We start from the raw sequence: 20,886 nt of genomic DNA on the forward strand, positions 1-20,886 counted from the left end.
CCCTTAGAGATTATTAGGTCAAATCTCTCGGTGCAGACATACCCCGAAACAGTCAATAAGTTGTGAGTGGCAAGGGAATCCAAGCCCATGTAAATAATCATGTTTCGATTATGTGCATTCGAACGATTTCGGCTGTCGAAGCCTTTTAGACCAAAGTGAAGTCCATTTTATATATTCATTATAGATTTGGAAGAGCCAAGGTTGTTTAAGGGTGGAACCCCCTCCATTTATGGATGGGGGAGTGTCGGCCTGATGTGCTTACTTAGATATAAACATTTGGACCCAATAGTGTCGTTTTGAACCACCCTGTGAGTAGCCCACTCCAATATAGGTTGATCTGGTGCTTAAAATATTCGCTCGGTGACCGGAGCTATTCATCCAAGCTTGAACCACGGATGCTGGTGTGGTTTGCCCTGCAGCAATATTTTCCGCGGCAGAACGATAAGAAATCCCAAAGTTTTTCATCATATCAAACGGACTGCCATAGGTTGGACTTGTGTGACTAAAATAGTTTTTATCTCTCATGTCATTGGCTTTATAACGAGCGACTCTTGAGAGCTCCCAATCCGGTGTTAATGCCTTCAAACCATTCTTTGCACGCTCTTGATTGGTTAACTGGATGACCTGGCTTTCGATACTCTTTACCGTATCAAAACTCGGGATGGTCACCTTTTGACCTGGATAAATTAAATTCGGATTCGCAAATTGTCGGTTTGCCGAAATAATTTCAGAAATACCAACCTGATACTTGACCGCGATTTTCCAAAGTGAGTCCCCCGGCTGTACGGTGTAGATTTGCTGGGCAAAAGACACACTCGGAATACACAATAGTGATAATAAAAACAGAAAACTAAACCAAAAAGATTTTTTCATTTTTTCGCCTCCTCCGAATATATAATTTTGATTTCAGGCTCAAAATATACAATGGATTAAAAAATTAATTATTTGCTTTGAATTTTAATTTTTTCAGTCTTAAATCAATGCAGATTTATTGGAGGACATAAAGTGAAGGATATTTCTTGGATAACCTATATCATGTTAATTTTAGCGAGCTACCGATTAACTCATTTAATCGTCTTTGATAAAATTACTGAATTTATCCGTAAACCCTTTGTTAAAAAAGTAAAGGTAGAAACTGATGATGGCGTGAAAACCAAGGAAGTACCCACATCAATGTTTGGATATTTATTAAAATGCTATTGGTGTGCAGGCGTTTGGAGTGCCGTCTTACTTGGTGGTGCCTATCTATTATTTCCTCGCATTACTTTTGTCGTTATTCTAATTCTCTCAATTGCCGGGGGTCAGTCGATTATTGAAACCTTTGTCGGCGTAAATATAAAAAAAGTCGATTATTATTCTGAGCTGAAGAAAAAGGATTAATTCGTTTATTTGGCAAAATCCATCCCTTTTGTGCATATACCTTTAGAAAAGCATCCGAACTATTTATGTATTAAGCACAAAGGGGGATTTATCATGGCAGCTATTTGGTGGATTACAACCATTGGTTTTGTCCTTTGCCTTGGTTTTGTAGGAGGTACCTTCTTTCATTTCCTTAGGAACTCCCTTGATTCAGGGGATGCCAAAAGAGTCGATAAAATCGATTCCGATAAATAACGTTTGGAACCCTGACGCGGCAGGGTTTTTTTTATCTTTTGAAAAGTTTCTACCCCGACCACATTATTTTCTCACTTTAGGAAAAATTAAACATAATCACATTTATTATGGAGGGTACATATGAGTTCAACTGAGAAAATGCCTAAATTCCCAAAAACGTATTGGCGGGAAATAGAATTACCTGCTTTTAATCCATTAGAACAAGATCTTTCTGTCGATGTTGCGATTGTTGGTGCCGGGATCACTGGAATTACCGCTGCTTATTTGCTTTCCAAAGAAGGCTTAAAAGTGGCCCTCTTAGAAGCAGGCAGTGTCTTGAATGGTACTACCGGCCACACAACGGCGAAATTAACGGCACAGCATGACATTATTTATGATGAATTAATCAATCACTTTGGAAAAGAAAAAGCACGGCTTTATTATGAATCACATCTAAATGCCATTCGGTTCGTAGAAAACAGTGTGAAAGAAAAGGGAATTTCATGTGATTTCAGCAAGCAAGATGCCTTTGTTTATGCAACGACGGATGAGAATGTTGAAAAGCTTAAAACGGAATGGGAAGCGTATCAAAATCTTGATATTGATGGAGCTTTAAAGGATACGATTCCCTTTAATATTCCTGCTAAAGGCGCTCTCGTCATGCACAATCAAGCCCAGTATCACCCACTAAAATTTCTAAAAGCTCTTCTAGATGAGGCGGTGAAAGCGGGCTGCTCTGTTTATGAGAATACCGTCGCTTCAGACATTGAGGACGATGATACCGAACCAAAAGTTGTTACAAAGTCAGGGTATAGGGTCACATGCAAACAAGTAATCATTGCCTCCCATTTCCCTTTTTATGATAAACCAGGGCTTTATTTTGCGAGAATGTATACGAGCAGGTCTTACGCAATCGGAATTAAAACAGATAAAGACTACCCTGGTGGTATGTATATAAGTGCAGATACCCCTCCTCGTTCGATTCGTTATACACCGCTTGATGGTGAAAAAGAAAAGATCTTAATTATCGGCGGTGAAAATCATAAAACCGGGCAGGGTATGAACACGCTGGAGCATTATGAAGCGCTCCAAGCATTTGCTGAAGAGGTTTTTGGGATTAAGGAGTACGATTACCGCTGGTCTGCCCAGGATATGGTTACATTAGACAAACTCCCATATATTGGACATTATACGGAAGGTCGTGAAAATGTTCTTGTAGCCACGGGTTACAAAAAATGGGGGATGACAACAGGGATTCTTGCGGGTCACTTGCTAACGGATTATATTATGAAGCGGGACAACCCCTACATGGAGCTCTATGCACCGTCCCGATTCCAAGCTGACCCTGACTTAAAGAGTGTCATTACAACCAATGCAGACGTGGCTAAACATCTAATTAAAGGCAAGCTTGAATATACAGATAAGTCCCCGGATGATTTACAGGCGGGCGAAGGCTCCGTTGTCATGTATAACGGAAAAAGAGCAGGTGCCTATAAGGATGAGAACGGTAAACTTTATGTTGTCGACACTACCTGCACCCATCTTGGCTGTGAATGTGAATGGAATCATGCGGAAAAATCTTGGGATTGCCCATGCCATGGGTCCCGTTATGCTTACTCAGGCGATGTGATTGAGGGTCCTACTAAAAAAGCGTTGGAATTACTAGCAGAAGAGTGATTTGATAACCGGCAATTCAAAAGCGCCTCCTTACTCAATAAGGAGGCGCGCTTTCTTATTTACTATTTGGTCGATTGTGTTTTAATGCTTCACCCGTTGTAAATTCAACCAGTTCTTCACTATCTCTCATTGGCTTTTTGCGATTATTATTTCGCTGAGCATTTTGATTACCTAGCTTCTGTCTTCCCATACCATCAGCTCCTTATTGAGAAATACATTGTTAGTATGAGTGAAAATAATTAGTCTTATTCTTTTTCAAAGATAGGCACTACTTCCGTAATTTCTGGTCCCTTTGTCCCTCTTCAGCAATTAGACCTTTGTAAAACACTCTTTTATGCAAAGGAACATTTAGCTCACGGCAGTATTGTTTCAGCTCTCGTTCTTCCCTTTCGGTAACAAGCGAGATTACAACCCCATTTGCACCCATTCTTCCCGTTCTTCCCGCTCTGTGCACATATTGCGATATATCCTTTGGAGAATCGATATGGACCACATGGGTAACCCCTTGAATATCAAGTCCTCTTGCCGCCACATCCGTAGCAATTAGCATATTCATTTTTCCATCACGAAACGCCTTTAATGCAGCTTGCCGTTCGAGCTTTTTCATGTCGCTATGGAGAATTCCAATCGATAGATCTTTAAAATGTAATTTTTCCTTGAATATCTCAATTTCGCCGATATCATTAATAAACGCAAGTGATTTACTATTTTCTAAGCGAGTAATTTTTTCAAGGAGTTTAATTTTATCTCTTGGCTCACATAGAAAATAAACATGTTCCACTTCTCCGGAAGAAGCCAGTTCATCCTTTTCGATGCGAAGAACTTCCGGGTCCTTCGTCATTTCCTTAGCCAATTTTTCCGTTGCCGGTTTCATGGTAGCAGAAAACAAAACAACTTGGCGATCATTCATGGTAGATTTTACAATATTTTGCACTGTATTCAGATGCTCGTGAATGAGTAGCTGGTCTCCTTCATCGAGAACAACCAATTTTACTTCATGCATTTTTACTTTTTTCTGTTTGATCAGTTCAAATAAACGCCCAGGTGTTGCAAAAATAACGTGTGGGCGCTTTTTTAATTTTTCAAGCTGGCGCTTTATGTTTGCCCCGCCAATAATTGAAGTGCCTCTGACTCCACTGCCTTCAGACCATTTTTGGAATTCTTGAAAGACCTGCATGACCAGCTCTTGGGAAGAGGCTAACACAACAGCTTGCAGGGATTGTAAACTAGGGTCGATTTTATTTAATAATGGCAGTAAATAAGCGAGCGTTTTACCGGTACCTGTCGGTGACTCGGCAATTAAATTCTTGCCTTCAAGGATCATTGGAATGGCAGCCTCTTGAATGGAAGTCGGTTGTTGAAACCCCGATTTATTCCAAGCTTCCTGCAAGAAGGGATTTAAGGTATTTAACATATTGAACTCCTTTAATTAAAAATCATTTTACTTATTATTTGTCTTTCCATATCGTATTGATACTAACTGAATTACCTTGGAGTGTCTAGTGAATGAGGGTCATAATCATGATGCAGAATTAAAATAGAGGGCAATCCAAACCAGATGATAAACCAGGATGGAGAGATAAAGAACACAGGTGGAAACCAAAAGAGTCTTAATCCACCCTTTTAATGGACGCAGGTAAAACAAACCAAGTAACAGCAGAGGCAGAAAGATTTTTATGATGTAAAAATAGGACCAACTTTTTTCAATAACAAGCTTCATCATCGGATTTCCCTCTTCTACATAACCCGATACAATCCCAAAATGGGTCAAAACGGCATCCAACAATCCGGCAAATAGCAGGAATAGACAGAGTCTCATCATTTCACCTCAAATGAATTAGTTTTATAGTTACCATTATTTCTAGTAATTCCCATGCTGATACTTATAGATTTCTTCATTCGTTCCAAAAAATGAAGCACCGAAAAGATATAAAAGAGCTGCATATGATGGCAGCTCACATTTCTTCAAAATAACTAATTAACATATTTACCACTTTCAGGCCGGCCAATTTCCTCAAAGTGATCCACCAAATATGCTAGGTTCTCGGCTAGTTCAGCGCCGCTCATTGGAAGTCCATGCCCTGTCACCGCAGTTCCAGGCTTGAGTGCCTCTAACTTTTTCACGGATTCAAAAGCAGCATTCCAATCAGTCGTGTAATATTTTGGCGGACCGCTTATCTCTTGTGTTTGCGTTATAACTTTATAAAGCGATTCTTGTTTTACCGTAACAAATGCATCCCCGGCAATCAGAGCCCGGTCCTGTTCTCGGAATAAGGAGATATGTCCGGGGGTATGACCCGGTGTATGTAGCCACTTCCAGCCAGGCATATTTGGAACCGTTCCATCCTCAGGCAGCACATGAACATGAGCACTAATATCAATCCCATGATTTGGGAACAGCGGCGACAACTTTGCCACCAATCCACTAGCAACATTCGGGTCACCTGGCGGATAATCGCGCTCCCCTGTTAAATAGGGAAGTTCCAGTTCATGTGCATATACTGGAATATCCCACTCCTCTAACAATTCAGCCACTGAGCCGACATGGTCAAAATGCCCATGCGTTAATATGATCGCTTTAGGCATGACCCCCTCGCCAAATCGTTCTTCCACCATATCCCTTATTTCTAATGCAGATTTCGGCATACCCGTATCAATTAGCACAAATTCCTCCGACTCGATCGGATTGCCTATGAGGACTAGGTTCACTATTTGGTCGGTGTAACAATAAATATCCGGTAAGACCGCTATTCCAACGCCACTGCCCATCGAGGTCATTGGCAAAAATGTATCGTCAAATTTGCTATCCTGATTACGCTCCAAAACTATCCCTCCCTTTTAGCTTATTATTTAACTGAAAGGGGAATTTATTACACCTGCTCATCGCAGGTTTGTTTTTACAACAGGATACATAATATTATAACGAATCATCCGTTCTTAATAAAGGTTTTTATTTCCAAAAAAAAACTGCCCTCAATGAGCAGTATATTAATCAAAAGTTCTAAGTGTCATTTTATAAAGGTTCCGATTGATTTCCTCCGATTGAATAAGATTCTCGTTAAAGTTTATTTTAATTTTCCCACTACCTGATAGAATCTTTACTTTTTCAATCCCATTCGTCCTTTGCATCTCTCGTTTAATCTTCCCAATGCACCCTGAGCAAGCCACCTCATTTAAAGCTAATTCAATCATACTCATTAGAGCAGAACCCCTTTCATTTTAGAAATGATTTTTCTACAAATAACTTTCCAAATACACTACATTGTTCTATTTCTGCAGTAGTGGGTACGAGATCAATCTTTAAACCATCAAGAACAACATCCGCACCCAATTCCACTAATTTTTCAGTTAAAATTTCAACGGCCCTGCCCCAATGCTCATACGAAGAGTCACATGAGCCGAATGCGGCAGCTGCTTTTCCTGTTAAATTTAATGAATCCATTTCATGATAAAAATCAAGAAACTCATCTGGAAGATCGCCATCTCCCCAAGTGTAGGCTCCTAAAAGAATGGCATCATAGTTCCGAAGTTCTTCCACATCTATTTCTAAAATATCTTTAATAACCACAGTTAAACCCGCTTCTTCAATACCTTTTCCTATATGACAAGCAATTTCTTCTGTATTTCCAGTCATACTTGCATAGACAATTAAACAAGCTGCACTCATAATTCAATCACCTCTTGTTTTTCTTTTATTATATTGGGAATCATTCTCATTAACATTGATCTACATCAAGAAATGCATATTGATGTAAATCACTACAAAGCTGGATCAAAGCAGATACTATAAAATCATAAGTAATGTGGAGGAGTGACTTAATCATGTGTTGTGATCATTGCTGCGCTCGTGAAACATCATGTATTGCTACGGTACCGGTTTTTAAAGGGATGGATGAATCAGATTTACAACCATTACAAAAGGTGACCAGAAGTCGGAGTTTTGATAAAGGGGAGTTTATTTTTCGGGAAGGAGAACGTTCGGAGACATTATTCGTTGTCAATAAAGGGCTTATCAAGTTAACAAAAATGTCCTCCGAGGGGAAAGAGCAAATTGTCAGAATACTATTTCCCGGTGATTTCTTCGGCTTATTTTCATTATTAAAACAGGAAAATCACTATATGAATGCAGAAGCCGTCGGATCATCAACGGTTATTTGTTATATCGAGAAAAAGGATTTTCTAAATACCATGGAAAAAAATGCGGGATTGTCCTACCGATTCTTATTAGCTGTAAACGATCGGCTTTATGAGGCGGATGAATCTGTTGGTTTTTTAAGTTTAATGGAGGTGGAACAGCGGCTGGCAAGGGCACTTATCCTCTTTCATGATAAAATGAACGCCAATAACGGGGTATTTACTCTGCCAATCACGAAAAAGGATTTAGCCAGTTATATTGGAACAACTCCAGAATCGGTAAGTAGAAAGCTACTATCGTTCGTTTCGCAAAAATTGATTAGCATGAACGGTCGCCGACAAATACAGATTCTAGAGGTGGGCCAACTTAAAAAGATCGCAGGGATTAGTTAGTTAATTTCCTCGAGCTTTATTGCCATTAATCTAAAATGCATCGGTTCCATTTCATTGACAATTACATTCATTCCAAACGATTGTAAACTGGCAATAAGCGGCTCCCCACGATGTGGTAAGTGAATTTCAAATATAGTTCCTACCGGTGCAGCCTTTATAAAATTCATTATTTCTCGGCGTGGATGTTCACCTTTTGCAATTCGCTCCCGGATATCCATGACTGCTTTTTTATCAACGATTTCAAACATTATTCCCGTCCCCTTTTATTAAGAATTTCAGATTATTATTAGTTTATCACCCTAGGATTCTAATGAAATTGATTTATATCAAGTTTAGATTGGGCTATTCCTTACACTGAAGGTCCATATTTTGGCTTATATCAGGATTATTTTCAAGAAAATCATAATTTCGAAAGCTTTGTGAACATTACCTTCAATTTGATATCTCCCCAAGGAAACGGTGATAGAATGACAACAGTGAGATTTCATTATAGTGGAGTTGGTAATGATGTTTAATAAGATTTCTCTTATCGCATCACTGTTGTTATTTTTATTAGGAACAAATGTCTTTGCCGATTCTCAATCAGAGGTACCTTCCCCTCAAAATAATCCAGGATTAAGCCAAACAACTCAAATAGTTACCTTAAATTCAGATAGACATAAAATTGTAGCAGCAAATAAAAAGGCCACAACACAAAAGGAGCATGCCACATCCACTCTTTTTCAAGAGAAAGATGATCAGCCCTCCTGGAAGAATTACGTTATTCCTGTTTTAGTTGGTTTATTTTTTATCTTCGGATTTGGGAGTTACTGGTTGATTATTCGCAGGAAACATATTAAAAACGATGAAGCGTGAATCGAGTTTAAGATTCACGCTTCTGTTTTAATCCATGATCATTATCCATCATCCATTTTGGTGCCTGACAACAAATCTACTACTTACGTAGAACTGCGCGAACGGGGCTGCCATCTCCTTCTACTAGTGGGAGTGGCAGGGCAATGAGTTCGTAATCACCAGGTTCGATTTCATCTAACATGAGTGATTCAAGAATGTGAATGCCATGTTCATTTAAGCTATGATGGGCAGGCAGCTCTTTGCTGTCAATTGGATCGACGGATGGAACATCCAAACCTATCAGTTTAATCCCTTTGCTTTCTAAAAAAGGGGCTAAATTCGGCTCAATATGTGGAATCCTTTCAGGGAATTCATTGGGATTTTCCCACGCAAGGGTCCGAAACAACACCCGTTTGCAGCCATCAAGATCAGCTCCTATTAAATCAACCGCACCAATGCTTTCTTTACCAATCACATTTATCACTTTAGCAGGACCGATGTAAAGATTAAGGTCCAGATCAATGATTTTTTTCCCTTCATTATCAAAATGAAACGGAGCATCCACATGTGTTCCCGTATGGGTACTTAATTCGATCCTGCCCACATTAACAGAACCGCTTTCCTCCATTGGCCACGAGACCTCATATTGAAATGCCGTATCACCCGGCCAAACGGGCATTCCATTGATTAATATTCTAGAAACATCAAAAATCTTCATCTCACACACTCCTTAGACAATATCTTGCGTTTGTCACCATTATTTCATATTTCCGTTTCTATTTTCATTAATTTTCATGAAAAAAGGCAGGACTAGTTCCTGCCTCCTCAATGAAACGTATTCCAAAATTCGCTGTTGGTATTAATGATATCTACTAGGTCGTCAAACCGGATGGTAAAGGTAGGAAAACCTGCGGCAAATGCTGCGATTTCATATGGAAGAAAGTAGATATTCAGTCCTGCCTCACTAATAAAAAATGGTTGATCTGCCTTTATGCCATGGTATTCTTCAGGAAATAGGTAGGAGGCATATTTCTCATTATTTTTAATTTGATCGCCAATCCTATCGCTGATTATTTTCACATAAGAACTTCCAGGCTTAAAAAGGTCTTTTAATTGGTACATGGAACCAGTCTTCAGGTTCATGTGAACATATCTTTCCACTGGCATACCATGTGCCGCACAAAACGGATAGTCATACCCTGTAATTTTGATGACCAGTAGATTTTTCTTGTAAAAAGGAATCTCATAATCACCCGTATAATTCGATTCCAACTGTGCGTGTGCGGAAACAGGTTTTACACCCGCTAGTTCTTTTAAAGCTCGATTTACACGTTCAGGATTCTCCATTCCTTCAATCTGTGGATAGTAGACTAAATAGTCCTTATTCGGTTTGTATTTATGCTCGACCACAGAATACTGGTTATTTAGGGGCAAGATCGTTGCTTGTTTCCAGAGTAAATCACCTGTTCGATTAAAATAGAGGAGGCGGTCGTCAATATGACCCTTAATTAGAGTTTTCTCAAAGCGAAGCAAGCCGCTGCCACTGACCATCGGTAGATGTTCGTTTCTTTTTCCATGCTTGTCGATAAAGTAAGTATTCTGATCATCGGAGACAGAGGCAAGACCGTCCTGAAATTTATTAATCACAGTAAATATAAACCCTGTGAGGATTTGCCCTCCTGAATCTGCTAAGGCGTAAATGGACCTCATACAAGGCTGTTTCGGATCGATCTCTTTTCCGATGGCAAAGCGTCCCTCGTCAAGATATAAGATTTGATTATAGTTTGGCTTAATCACAAAATGACCTGTTCGATCAATTACACCATATCGGTCGTTATTATTCTCCGCCAAACTGACAATCGCCCGCCCTTCAACAAATGCCTCCCCATTTGAAAATTGCGGTTCTATGACTATTTTCCCCTGCTCATTGGTATATCCAATCTTTCCTTCATTACTTTTCTTATATGGGAGCAGACCTTCACCATAATTCCCTACATATGGAAAAGAGTACGTTTGAATAACCGTCCCGGTAAGGTTGATTAATTGGAACCTGCCTTCTTTTGTTTTTACAACCGCTTTCCCCTGGACAAAATCACTGGCCGTTTCATAGATGATCGGAATAACCTCTTTCCCGCGTTTATTCAAATAACCATATAAATACTGTCCATGCTCATCTAATTTGACCGCTCGGACACGTCCTTCCTTATACTCCCCAACAATGATCGAATACGCCTTTTCCGTGATTTCTTTGCCACTCTCATCTATCACCTTAAATCCACGAAGATCATTGACAACGGCCCGTCCTTCGGAAAATGGGTCAATCGTGTCGTATATAGGTTTTACTATAAAATACCCATTATCATTGATCACTCCTGATTTATCCATTAAACCAACAATAGCTAAACCATTCTCTTGAAAATCCTCGGCACGATTGAAGTTTTCAGGAAGAACCATTTTCCCTTTGGCATCCATATAGCCCCACTTGTTTCCACCTATTACCTTCCTAACAAAAGGGAAAAGATAAACGGCCCTAGTCTCTCTATAATCGTAAAGCGCTATGACTGCTTTTCTCTTCATTTCTGGAGGTATAGGATAATAATATATTAATTGACCATAGTAATTTTTAAGCACAAATAAATAGGGCTTTGTATTAAGACGATACACCCCAAAGATTTCAGGTAATCCATCACGATCGATATCCATATATTGAAGGGTTGCTTGTTGATCTCGATATTCCAGTTCTGCTCCAATTGGGAGATATGGCAATATCCAATTGATTAATTCTCTGTTCGTTCCAAGCATCATAACTCACTCATTTTAGTTTTCTATATTTATATGATAAATTGTGGGCGATGTGTTTAGAGCAGAGTTAAAGTCCGAATTTCTGAATCCTTTTGTAAAAAGTACTTCTTGGGATATCAAGTAGTTTGGCAGCGGCTGTAACATTTCCTTTGGTCTTTTGCAACGCATCAAGTATTAGATCTCTTTGAATTTTTTCACGGGCTTTCAGTTTTCTTTCCTGGCCATCAATTGGAACCTGTTCAGTAGACTTTGATTGTTCCTGTATAACCTCAAAATAATCTATTAATGTATCTTGGTTTGCCAATCCACTCGAGAACATAATATGTAACCTTTCTAATACATTCAGTAATTCTCTGACATTGCCCGGCCATTCATAGTTACTTAATTTATATAAAAATCGGTTCGTATCCGGCAGATTCCAGTTATGATTTTGACAAAAATATCGAACAAGATACGGGATATCCTCTTTCCTTCTCCGCAATGCAGGCACTTCAACAGGGTAGACATTGAGGCGATAATATAAGTCCTGACGAAATGTTCCTTCATTAATAAGCTCATTCATATCACGGTGAGTAGCGGTAATGATACGAATGTCTAATGGAATTTCCTTCGACCCGCCAATCGGAACAACCTTCCTTTCCTGAAGCAGGCGCAATAACGCTACCTGCATCGCCTCCGGTATTTCTCCTATCTCATCAAGAAAAATGGTTCCCTTATGGGCCAGTTCAAATTTCCCTTTATTTCCTTGGCGCTTCGCTCCTGTAAAGGCACCTTCTACATAACCAAAAAGCTCACTGCTCATTAAATCTTTAGGAATGGCCCCGCAGTTTAATGAAATAAAAGGCCCATTTTTGCGAAGGCTGTTGTCATGGATAGCTCGTGCAATCAGTTCTTTTCCTGTTCCCGTTTCACCCGTGATAAAAACAGTCGCATCCGTGGAAGCAACTAACTCTACTTGTTTTAAAGTATTTTGAAATACCTCACTTGTTCCTCGTACTCCTTTAAATAAAAATGATTGTGAAGGGGTTGCAGCAGCAAACAAGGAGTGTTGATTATAGCTCACCACTTCTGACAAAAATACAGATATCCCCAATATCCTATTATCTTCTTTTGAAAGGATTGGTGTTTCTCTATCAATTTGATAACCCTTTTTTATAAAATCGCGAAGTTCCATGCCATTTGCGTGGGGATGTTTTTCCCTGACTGCTTTACTAACGGAAATAATTCTGTGCCCATGATCACATACCACAAATGGGCGATGTCGATATGTATCTACTAATTCAACTGCGTGTTGGACAAGATCAATTTCATTTCTCCTATAGACCCTGCTAATATCGCGTTCAATTGCATAGGCAATCGAGGTGACCATGCCTATCATAAAAGGATGCGAACGTTCAACAGGGCATGAAACATCAATAACCCCCATTAAATTTCCTTTTTCATTTAGAATGGGAGTGGCCGTGCAGCTCCATTGGTGGGAAGCGACTGAGTAGTGTTCTGCACCATTGATGATGACTGATTCTGCCGTCTTTAATGCAGTCCCAATTGCATTTGTTCCAACCTCATTCTCTGTCCAGCAAACTCCCTCAATAAAATTGATATTCCGTGCATCCTTGAGAGTTTGTTCATTGCCGGTTAAAGACAGGACATATCCATCCGGGTCTACTAAAAGTGCCATCATTCCTGATTCAATAATTGCCTGGTTCATCCTACTTAAATGGGGCAGTGCCGTTTCCATCAGAAGTGAATGCTTGTCCTTTTGAAGGGAGAGGAGATCACTAGTTAATACACGGAGTCCTTTATTTAGGTAGGGATTTACCTCATCTTTCCTGCAGCGGTACCATGATTCAATAATTCGTTTGTTCAAACGTGCCGGGTCTAGCACTCCTTGTTTAATAAACCGTTTCCATGTATCTAAATAAAATGTAGTTGTAGTCACTCGAATCCTCCTCTAACCATTTGTTCATGAATTTCCAAATTGATTTGAGATAGACTTCTTGTTGTTTCCAGCGGAGAGCGTTATGTACGTGGATATTGAATGGCTTTATTCCTGAGGTTAATGCCCATCTATAATTATATTAGATAATGTTTACGCTTTCAATCATCATCGAAAACTTATTAGAAGATTCAAAATAAAAAAAAGCCTCGCGGATGTTTTCGCGCAGCTTCAATTTTCTTTTATGATTGTATTTTTATCAAATAATAGGCTCTTATTTAACAGACATGCCGTCCTTAAACATGAACGGCATGTCCTACAGCACTTAGCAACGCTTCATGAAGCGCTTCAGATAAAGTAGGATGAGCGGCAATTAAATCCACCATTAAATCAGTTGTTAATTCGGCTTGCAGCATAACCGTACCTTGGCCAATTAACTCCGTGGCATGCGGACCCACAATTGAAATACCTAGGATTTCACCAAATTCCGGTTCTATTGTTACCTTTACTTTGCCTATTTGTTCATTAGTAATTAGCGCCTTCCCGTTGGCGGAAAATGGAAATTCCCCGACCCTTATATCCCCATATTGCTCGCGCGCTGGTTTTTCCGTTAATCCAACACTTGCGATCTCAGGCGATGTATAAATACAGCGCGGAACAGCACGATAATTCACTTGTGTTTCTAACCCACAGGCATTAAGTGCAGCAACTTTTCCTTCATGAAAAGCAACATGGGCTAACTGGATACCACCTATAACATCACCACAGGCATAGATATTGGGTATATTTGTTTGCATTCGCTCATCGATATGAATCCCTTGCCGGGAGTACTGAACTCCAATATTCCCTAAACCTAACGCTTGAATTCTTGGCCTCCTGCCAATGGAAACTAGGACGAATTCAGCTTCCACTTCATGAATAGCCCCATCGTTCTCTAAAATGGCTTTCTTTTGAACGGCATTCAAATCGATAACCGTAGTGAAAGTATGAATCTTCACTTGGTCCTTCTTCAACTGCTTATGCAGGATCGATGCAATATCATCATCTTCACCCGGGAGCAGCTGCTCAGCCATCTCAACTATCGTCACTTTCGTTCCTAGCCTGCTAAAGATACTAGCAAACTCACAGCCTATTACACCTCCGCCAATAATCAGCAGCGAGGATGGGATCTTCGTAAGCGACATCGCTTGACTGCTATCGATGATCCACTCCTTATTAAACGGAGCAAATGGCAATGAGACTGGTTCTGAGCCTGAAGCTATGATAATTTTGTCTGAAGTCAATTCTTCTTGTTTGTCTTCAGAATCAATTCGTAAAACCCTGCTTGATAAAAATGAGGCCGTACCATTTATTACCTTAATTCTATTTTTCTTCATTAAATATTGGATTCCTTGAACAAGGCTTGAGACAACGGTATTTTTACGCTGCTGGACTGTGTCCCAGTCAACTTCGATTTGATTAGATGCTATCCGAATTCCAAACTTATTAGCTTGTTTAACAAGACTATAAACGCCTGCACTTTCTAGTAATGATTTAGTAGGCATACAGCCTTCGTTTAAACAAGTCCCTCCCAATGGTCCTTTGTCAATCAGCGTTACTTGCTGACCATGCTGGGCTGCAGTAATTGCCGCTACATACCCAGCAGGTCCACCACCTATAATTGCGATAGATGCCAATTATCTCACTTCTTTCTATATAAGCATGGTAATAGGCTCTTCTAAGTACTTTTTCACAGTTTGTAAAAATCCAGCCGCCGGAGCTCCATCAAGGACTCGATGGTCAAAAGTCAGACTAAGTGGCAGGATACTTCTTCTTTCTATCTTTTCACCTTTATAGACTGGAATATCATTAACTGCACCCACTCCAAGAATCCCTGTTTCAGGTGAATTTAAGATAGGTGTAAAGTGATCAATACCGTAAGCGCCAAGATTACTAATTGTAAAAGTGGAACCTAGCATTTCTTCATTCGAAATTTGACCTTGCCTAGCGCGCGCAGCACAATCTTTAATATTTCCGGAAAGTTCGATTAACGAACACTTATCCGCATCTCTAATTACCGGAACGACTAAACCTTTCTCCAGGGCGACCGCCATCCCAAGGTGGACGGATTTATGGAGATGAATTTTACCATCTAGATATGCACTATTCATTTGCCCATGCTCCTGAAGGGAGAGTACCACTGCACGAGCAATAAAATCAGTCACGGTTAATTTGTTCTGATAACGACTTTGTACGGTTTCAGCTGTTTGCTTTTGTAACGTAATTAAATCTGTTACATCCACCTTCATATTCATTGTCAGTTGGGCGCTATTTCGAAGACTATTATACATTCGTTCTGCAATCACTTTACGTATTCCACTTACAGGAATCTGCTTAGACTCTATAATTGGCTGCGCTTGAACCACAATATTTACTGGCTCCGGCCTAGGGGGAGTATCGAGTTCACGAGAATTCTTTATTGCCTCCTGAACATCTTCTTTTGTAATTCTTCCTCCAGGACCCGTTCCTGAGATCTTTTCAATATCCAGTTTTGCTGCTTCTGCCATTTTCTTGGCAACCGGTGAGATTTTGACTCTTCCCGGAAAGGTTTTGGTAGTTACACTTGACTCTGATTGTGGTATTGGAATTGCTTTGTTTTCTTTTACAGGCTCTGAAATTTCTTCAACAATGGTAGCATCTATATCTTCCCCTGGGGTTCCGATATAACAGATGACTGTACCAGGTGGGACACCTTCACCCTCTGGTACGGTAATTTTTAAGACGGTTCCTTCAGATGGGGACTCAACATCTATTTCAATTTTTTCAGAATTGACACTAGCAATCGGTTCCCCCTTGCCAACGCTATCACCAACTTCCTTATTCCAAATAGAAACAGTACCTTCCTTCATAGCCATTCCCAACTTTGGCATAACTACTTCTACTGCCATGAATATCTCTCCCTCCGTCTTTCTTCCTTATACTTCAAGAGCTGCTGCTTCACCTAATAGCTCTAGTGTTACTTCAATAACCTTTTCAGGAGTTGGTAGATAGATATCCTCCAAAGCAGGTGAGAATGGCACAGGCGTGTGTGGTGCAGTGATTCGTTTAATTGGTGCATCCAGGGTGTCAAAGCCTTTGTCTGCCACAAGTGCTGCAATATCGGTGGCGATACTGCATCTTGGATTTGCTTCATCTATTACAATTAGTCGATTCGTTTTTGCCACAGATTCAAGAATGGTATCTTCATCCAGAGGCGATAAGCTTCGAGGATCGACGATTTCTACTTCGATCCCTTTTGCCGCAAGCTCTTCAGCAGCTTGCAGTGCTGTATGAACCTGTTTTCCAATCGCAACAATAGTTAGGTCAGAGCCTACCCGCTTAATATCGGCCTTACCCAATGGGATGGTGTAGTATTCTTCTGGGACATCTCCAATCATATTGTAAAGTGTCTTATCCTCAAAGAAGACAACGGGATCATTATCTTCTATTGCTGCAAGCAGTAGTCCTTTTGCTTCATATGGGGTAGACGGTACGACCACTTTCAATCCCGGAATTGCAGTAAATAGAGCATACAGGCTCTGTGAGTGTTGGGCAGCCGCTCTGAATCCCGCACCATGCATTGTCCGGATGGTAACAGGTACCTGTGCTTTGCCTCCGAACATATATCGGAACTTAGCCCCTTGATTTAAAACTTCATCTAAACAACTGCCAATAAAATCATTAAACATTAACTCCGCAATTGGTCTTAAACCTGTCGATGCCGCAGCCATTGCCGCTCCCATATAACCCGCTTCTGTAATCGGAGTATCTAATATACGGTCACGGCCAAACTCCTGTACCAATCCTTTCGTAACACCAAGAACTCCTCCCCAGGCATCCTCATCCTGCAAATGGTCAACTTCAGCTCCACCGGCTACATCCTCACCCATTAAAATGACATTTTCATCTTTTCTCATTGCTAGTTTCATTGCTTCATTAATAGCTGCTGACATACTCAATTTTCTTGTCATGATTTGTTCCTCCTTATTATTTGCTGCAGGAATTTATCCTTATAAACTCTGAAATTATTTCAAACTACACCCTATCCTGCACACTATAGGAATGCTTGTAGAATCAGATCTTATTTATAGGAAACATAAACATCGGTTAACAGCTCAGAAGCATCCGGAAAAGGACTTTCTTCACTAAATTTAACGGCTTGATCAACTGCTCTATCAACGGATTCTTCTAGAGATACGATAGTTTCTTCAGACAAAATCTGTTCGTTCAACAAATATTGTCTAAAGAAAATAATCGCATCTTTCTCTACTTTATGTTCAAGCTTTTCTTGTTCTGTTTTATATTTTTGCGCATCTCCCTCAAAGTGGCCATAATTCCGATATGTAACACATTCAATTAGGGTTGGCCCTTCTCCTCGGCGTGCTCTTTGTACTGCTTCTTCAGCAGCTTGATAGACTGCCAGGACATCTTTCCCATCCACCTTAATCGCAGGGATATTATATCCAACTGCACGATCGACAATTGATTTACAGCTAGAAGCGTATGTGAATGGTGTAGCCTCTGCGTATCCATTATTTTCTGCAATGAAAACCACAGGAAGCTTCCAAATAGCTGCTAAATTCACTCCTTCATGGAATGTCCCATGGTTTTGAGCACCATCCCCAAAGAAGCAAATGCTTACATTATCAGTCTTTTTATACTTTGCTGTTAAGGCTGCCCCTGCAGCTAATGGAAAACCTCCACCTACAATTCCATTTGCACCAAGCATTCCTTTGTCGAGGTCAGCAATATGCATGGAACCGCCTTTCCCCTTGCAGAGACCTGTAACTTTTCCATATATTTCTGCCATCATTCCATTTAAATCACAGCCTTTTGCAATACAGTGACCATGGCCGCGATGGGTGCTTGTAATGCTGTCACTATCTGTTAAATGAGCGCATACTCCGACAGCAACGGCTTCCTCTCCTGCATATAAATGAACAAAACCTGGCAGGATTCCTGTTGCAAATAACTCATGGACCCTGTCTTCGAACTTACGGATTTCGAGCATTTTTTGGTACATCCACCGGGCCTTTTCAATCGTTAATAATACCTCTTTGCTTTCAACTGTTTTCATCATTTCAGCCTCCTATCAAAAATTTCATTCATCTATTTATAATGCAAGTATCGTACCAAAAAAGAATGGTGAGATTTCCACCTGTTTGCGATCTGAACCAACAAAAAAAGAGACAAAATGAGACGAGAGTCTCGTTTTGTCTCTTTTTGAACATATCTGTCCATTATATTTATGTATTAGCTCTTACAAAACACTTTTTATATTGTATTTCTTCACAATGCTTTCAATTTTAAAGCCTGTGCTAATATCTCCTTTAACCTTGACTTTTCCTGTCAATAAAGCCACCGAACCGTTTAGTTTACCCAATAAGGATTTTTTGAAATTATCAAATGACATCTGCATGGTAACGACTGGAGTAGTTTCTATTCCTTCCTTAATCGTTAATTTTCCATCATGAAAAAAGTGTTGATAGGTTCCTTCGGCATCCCCGTGAATATCGTATTGAACAATGGATTCAAAGCCTTGAATCGGGCCGGGATTTTCATTAAATATTTCTTCGATTCTGCACATGAGTTCAGTTAAAGAATATTCATTAATTGCTTTTGCCATTTACAAGTCCTCCCTAAGGTACCAAAAATTTCTTCTATTTTCATGATACTAATACGAATCCATGTCGTACAATGAAAACTTTTCGAACCTTTTTGACTTTTCCATACTTATTGCTTTTTAACATCTTCCCAGAAAAAAATAGCAACTGATATCAGCTGCTATGAATCAATTATTTTATGTTTTTTGCTTCCGGGATTAGTTGTTTCCATTCTTCATAGGAGATAATTGAATCCCAGTGACCGGTTATTTTTGCAAAAGTAATAATTACAAAAAACAATACGAAAAAGGTGACTGGAACAAACCATTTATTTACCTTTTTGCGAGCAACCGTCAAATTGAGTGTGTCTTTGACGGGACATGCTTCCACACAGGACATACAAGCGGAACAGTTAAGAGAATTTACCTTTTCAACTTTGTGGACCTTTAATCTTTGCGGACATACCTTTGTGCACATTTCGCAGTTCGTACAAGTATCTTCATTACGTTCAATTTTGGTAATTCTAAAGATGCTGCCTAGACCAATCAATGCACCATACGGGCACAAGAATCGACACCAAAAGTTTCTAAAGAATAACGACAAGATGAAGATTACAATGATAAACTTCAAGGCAAAGCCGCCAAGATTGACGAACATTAGAAGCATCTTTACATCCGAAATCTTATTATATGGCTCCTCAAGAAAGTTTTTCGCTGTAAAGACATCCATTTGAACCACCATAAGTACAAAAAATAGCATTAATAAGTATTTAATAGGAGTTAATAGCCAGGTTAACCATTGTGGAAGTTCAAAATTCCTTTTAAAAATCTTCCTGCCAACCCACGCAAGCAATTCATTTGCAGTACCAACAGGACAAATCCAGCTGCAAAACGATTTACGAAGGATAAGCCCCGCACCTACGAAAAATGCGATGAGGACAAGCCCAGCTGGATGAATAACATCAAAATCACCACTCACCAGCCAAACTTTCAAAGCGACTAGCCCGCTAATAGGCAAAAAACCTTCAACCGCAGATGGCCGTTCAACAAATGGAGTTTTTCCGAGCGTTTCAAAATGTAAATAAAATTGATAGAACTGTAGTCCAACATATAATAAAAACAATAAAAACAAGCCCTGAACGGTATATCTAGTAATCTGGACAGGCTTACGTTTCAACTGTTTTTGATACCATGCTTTTGATTTCATTACGTTTCCTCCAATCTTACTAATTCAACTATAATGAACTAACAAATCATGGCATGTGATAAAAGTCATTGAGAATATTGAATTCATAAATAGTTCACATTACCTGTTTCAATATTGACAAATACGTATTGGAGGAACTTAAACTCTCTTCAAAAACAGAGCAAAATTATAGAACTTCAGAAAACACGGACCACTTATCGGTTGGGAGATCAGGTTAAGATCCCGGGCTGATAAATAGACGGAAAAACTCCGCTTAATTGGTAATTATTATTAAAAAAGGCCTAAATAGACGGAGAGATTCCGCCTATTGACTCGAAAAATTCGAAAATGGGAGACTTTGCTTTGCATAGACGGAAAAACTCCGCTTATTTACCCCGAAACGAGCTTCATTCTGCAATTAACCGGAAAATCTCCGCTTATTTTACTTTTGCTGGTTACTCGATTAAGGACAAAACATCTTATTTATAAAGGAATGAGTTTTATCTCAAAAACCCAAGAGAACCTCATTTTGTCGCATTACGGTGAGGTATTATATAAATAAGGTATTTGTATTCCTACTAAAGAAACTCGCCAATTTACTATGGCGAGTTTTACTTTTATCCAAGTCATAACGATGCCAATACGACTGTCATTTCGGCACGAATTTTAAGAACAGTACCTATCATAAAATCAAGACTAAAATAATTAAAA

General features: G+C 39.6%; 22 protein-coding genes. 5 read left to right on the top strand and 17 right to left on the bottom strand.

The features are described from left to right. Window positions 1-258: 258 nt before the first annotated feature. A complete protein-coding gene (gene safA / locus RCG22_RS11170; RefSeq protein WP_308106855.1) occupies window positions 259-873 on the bottom strand; it encodes a SafA/ExsA family spore coat assembly protein in 615 nt (204 codons plus the stop codon). 132 nt (window positions 874-1,005) lie between these two features. Here safA and RCG22_RS11175 point away from each other — a divergent pair, with 132 nt between their 5' ends. The 3 genes from RCG22_RS11175 to RCG22_RS11185 all read left to right on the top strand — a co-directional run bounded on the left by RCG22_RS11175 (window position 1,006) and on the right by RCG22_RS11185 (window position 3,270). Beyond that, window positions 1,006-1,380 (top strand): DUF1360 domain-containing protein, encoded by a 375-nt coding sequence (locus RCG22_RS11175; protein ID WP_308106856.1) that lies wholly within the window; start codon window positions 1,006-1,008, stop codon window positions 1,378-1,380. A 93-nt stretch (window positions 1,381-1,473) separates the two neighbouring features. Next, complete coding sequence (locus RCG22_RS11180) at window positions 1,474-1,614, top strand: hypothetical protein (RefSeq protein WP_308106857.1); 141 nt, start codon at window positions 1,474-1,476, stop codon at window positions 1,612-1,614. Between the two features lie 120 nt (window positions 1,615-1,734). Next, a complete protein-coding gene (locus tag RCG22_RS11185; RefSeq protein ID WP_308106858.1) occupies window positions 1,735-3,270 on the top strand; it encodes an FAD-dependent oxidoreductase in 1,536 nt (511 codons plus the stop codon). 55 nt (window positions 3,271-3,325) lie between these two features. Here RCG22_RS11185 and RCG22_RS11190 read toward each other — a convergent pair whose 3' ends face one another. From RCG22_RS11190 to RCG22_RS11215, 6 genes are all read right to left on the bottom strand, one after another. Then, window positions 3,326-3,460, bottom strand: a complete 135-nt coding sequence (locus RCG22_RS11190; RefSeq protein ID WP_282599650.1) for a hypothetical protein — start codon at window positions 3,458-3,460, stop codon at window positions 3,326-3,328. A gap of 78 nt (window positions 3,461-3,538) precedes the next feature. Further along, window positions 3,539-4,684 carry a DEAD/DEAH box helicase gene (locus tag RCG22_RS11195; RefSeq protein WP_308106859.1) on the bottom strand — a complete coding sequence of 382 codons (1,146 nt, stop codon included), beginning with the start codon at window positions 4,682-4,684 and terminating at the stop codon, window positions 3,539-3,541. A gap of 105 nt (window positions 4,685-4,789) precedes the next feature. After that, window positions 4,790-5,089: a DUF5658 family protein gene (locus RCG22_RS11200; RefSeq protein WP_308106860.1), complete on the bottom strand. Its 300-nt coding sequence runs from the start codon at window positions 5,087-5,089 to the stop codon at window positions 4,790-4,792. A 155-nt stretch (window positions 5,090-5,244) separates the two neighbouring features. Continuing rightward, entirely contained in the window at window positions 5,245-6,093 is an 849-nt protein-coding gene (locus RCG22_RS11205) for an MBL fold metallo-hydrolase (protein WP_374049445.1), read from the bottom strand. A 165-nt stretch (window positions 6,094-6,258) separates the two neighbouring features. Then, entirely contained in the window at window positions 6,259-6,468 is a 210-nt protein-coding gene (locus RCG22_RS11210) for a heavy-metal-associated domain-containing protein (RefSeq protein ID WP_098263589.1), read from the bottom strand. A 16-nt stretch (window positions 6,469-6,484) separates the two neighbouring features. Beyond that, window positions 6,485-6,937: a flavodoxin gene (locus RCG22_RS11215; protein WP_308106861.1), complete on the bottom strand. Its 453-nt coding sequence runs from the start codon at window positions 6,935-6,937 to the stop codon at window positions 6,485-6,487. Between the two features lie 155 nt (window positions 6,938-7,092). Between RCG22_RS11215 and RCG22_RS11220 the strand changes: the two genes are divergently transcribed. Further along, the gene (locus tag RCG22_RS11220; RefSeq protein WP_308106862.1) at window positions 7,093-7,797 is read left to right on the top strand and encodes a Crp/Fnr family transcriptional regulator; all 705 of its coding nucleotides are present in this window, start codon (window positions 7,093-7,095) and stop codon (window positions 7,795-7,797) included. Here RCG22_RS11220 and RCG22_RS11225 read toward each other — a convergent pair. Further along, a complete protein-coding gene (locus RCG22_RS11225) occupies window positions 7,794-8,045 on the bottom strand; it encodes an amino acid decarboxylase (RefSeq protein ID WP_098263592.1) in 252 nt (83 codons plus the stop codon). The two genes, RCG22_RS11220 and RCG22_RS11225, sit on opposite strands and share 4 nt — an antisense overlap. A 259-nt stretch (window positions 8,046-8,304) precedes the next feature. On the opposite strand from RCG22_RS11225, the gene RCG22_RS11230 reads away from it, so the two are divergent. Next, on the top strand, window positions 8,305-8,652 hold the full coding sequence (locus tag RCG22_RS11230) for a hypothetical protein (protein ID WP_308106863.1): 348 nt from the start codon (window positions 8,305-8,307) through the stop codon (window positions 8,650-8,652). 79 nt (window positions 8,653-8,731) lie between these two features. Here the strand turns inward: RCG22_RS11230 and kynB are convergent, their stop codons facing one another. From kynB to RCG22_RS11275, 9 genes are all read right to left on the bottom strand, one after another. Continuing rightward, window positions 8,732-9,349 (bottom strand): arylformamidase, encoded by a 618-nt coding sequence (gene kynB, locus RCG22_RS11235; RefSeq protein WP_308106864.1) that lies wholly within the window; start codon window positions 9,347-9,349, stop codon window positions 8,732-8,734. Window positions 9,350-9,456: 107 nt separating this feature from the next. Further along, entirely contained in the window at window positions 9,457-11,436 is a 1,980-nt protein-coding gene (locus RCG22_RS11240; protein ID WP_308106865.1) for a WG repeat-containing protein, read from the bottom strand. A gap of 64 nt (window positions 11,437-11,500) precedes the next feature. Next, the gene (locus RCG22_RS11245; RefSeq protein WP_308106866.1) at window positions 11,501-13,372 is read right to left on the bottom strand and encodes a sigma-54-dependent Fis family transcriptional regulator; all 1,872 of its coding nucleotides are present in this window, start codon (window positions 13,370-13,372) and stop codon (window positions 11,501-11,503) included. 293 nt (window positions 13,373-13,665) lie between these two features. Further along, on the bottom strand, window positions 13,666-15,045 hold the full coding sequence (gene lpdA, locus RCG22_RS11250) for a dihydrolipoyl dehydrogenase (protein WP_308106867.1): 1,380 nt from the start codon (window positions 15,043-15,045) through the stop codon (window positions 13,666-13,668). A gap of 15 nt (window positions 15,046-15,060) precedes the next feature. Next, window positions 15,061-16,296: a dihydrolipoamide acetyltransferase family protein gene (locus tag RCG22_RS11255; RefSeq protein WP_308106868.1), complete on the bottom strand. Its 1,236-nt coding sequence runs from the start codon at window positions 16,294-16,296 to the stop codon at window positions 15,061-15,063. A gap of 27 nt (window positions 16,297-16,323) precedes the next feature. Then, entirely contained in the window at window positions 16,324-17,358 is a 1,035-nt protein-coding gene (locus RCG22_RS11260) for an alpha-ketoacid dehydrogenase subunit beta (RefSeq protein ID WP_308106869.1), read from the bottom strand. Between the two features lie 110 nt (window positions 17,359-17,468). After that, window positions 17,469-18,467 carry a thiamine pyrophosphate-dependent dehydrogenase E1 component subunit alpha gene (locus RCG22_RS11265; protein ID WP_308106870.1) on the bottom strand — a complete coding sequence of 333 codons (999 nt, stop codon included), beginning with the start codon at window positions 18,465-18,467 and terminating at the stop codon, window positions 17,469-17,471. A gap of 180 nt (window positions 18,468-18,647) precedes the next feature. Continuing rightward, window positions 18,648-19,013 carry an SCP2 sterol-binding domain-containing protein gene (locus RCG22_RS11270; protein ID WP_308106871.1) on the bottom strand — a complete coding sequence of 122 codons (366 nt, stop codon included), beginning with the start codon at window positions 19,011-19,013 and terminating at the stop codon, window positions 18,648-18,650. 169 nt (window positions 19,014-19,182) lie between these two features. Beyond that, complete coding sequence (locus RCG22_RS11275; protein ID WP_308106872.1) at window positions 19,183-20,196, bottom strand: 4Fe-4S binding protein; 1,014 nt, start codon at window positions 20,194-20,196, stop codon at window positions 19,183-19,185. Window positions 20,197-20,886: the final 690 nt, after the last annotated feature.

It is taken from the genome of Neobacillus nitrireducens (assembly GCF_030915405.1).
In the GTDB taxonomy this organism is placed as follows: domain Bacteria; phylum Bacillota; class Bacilli; order Bacillales; family Cytobacillaceae; genus Neobacillus.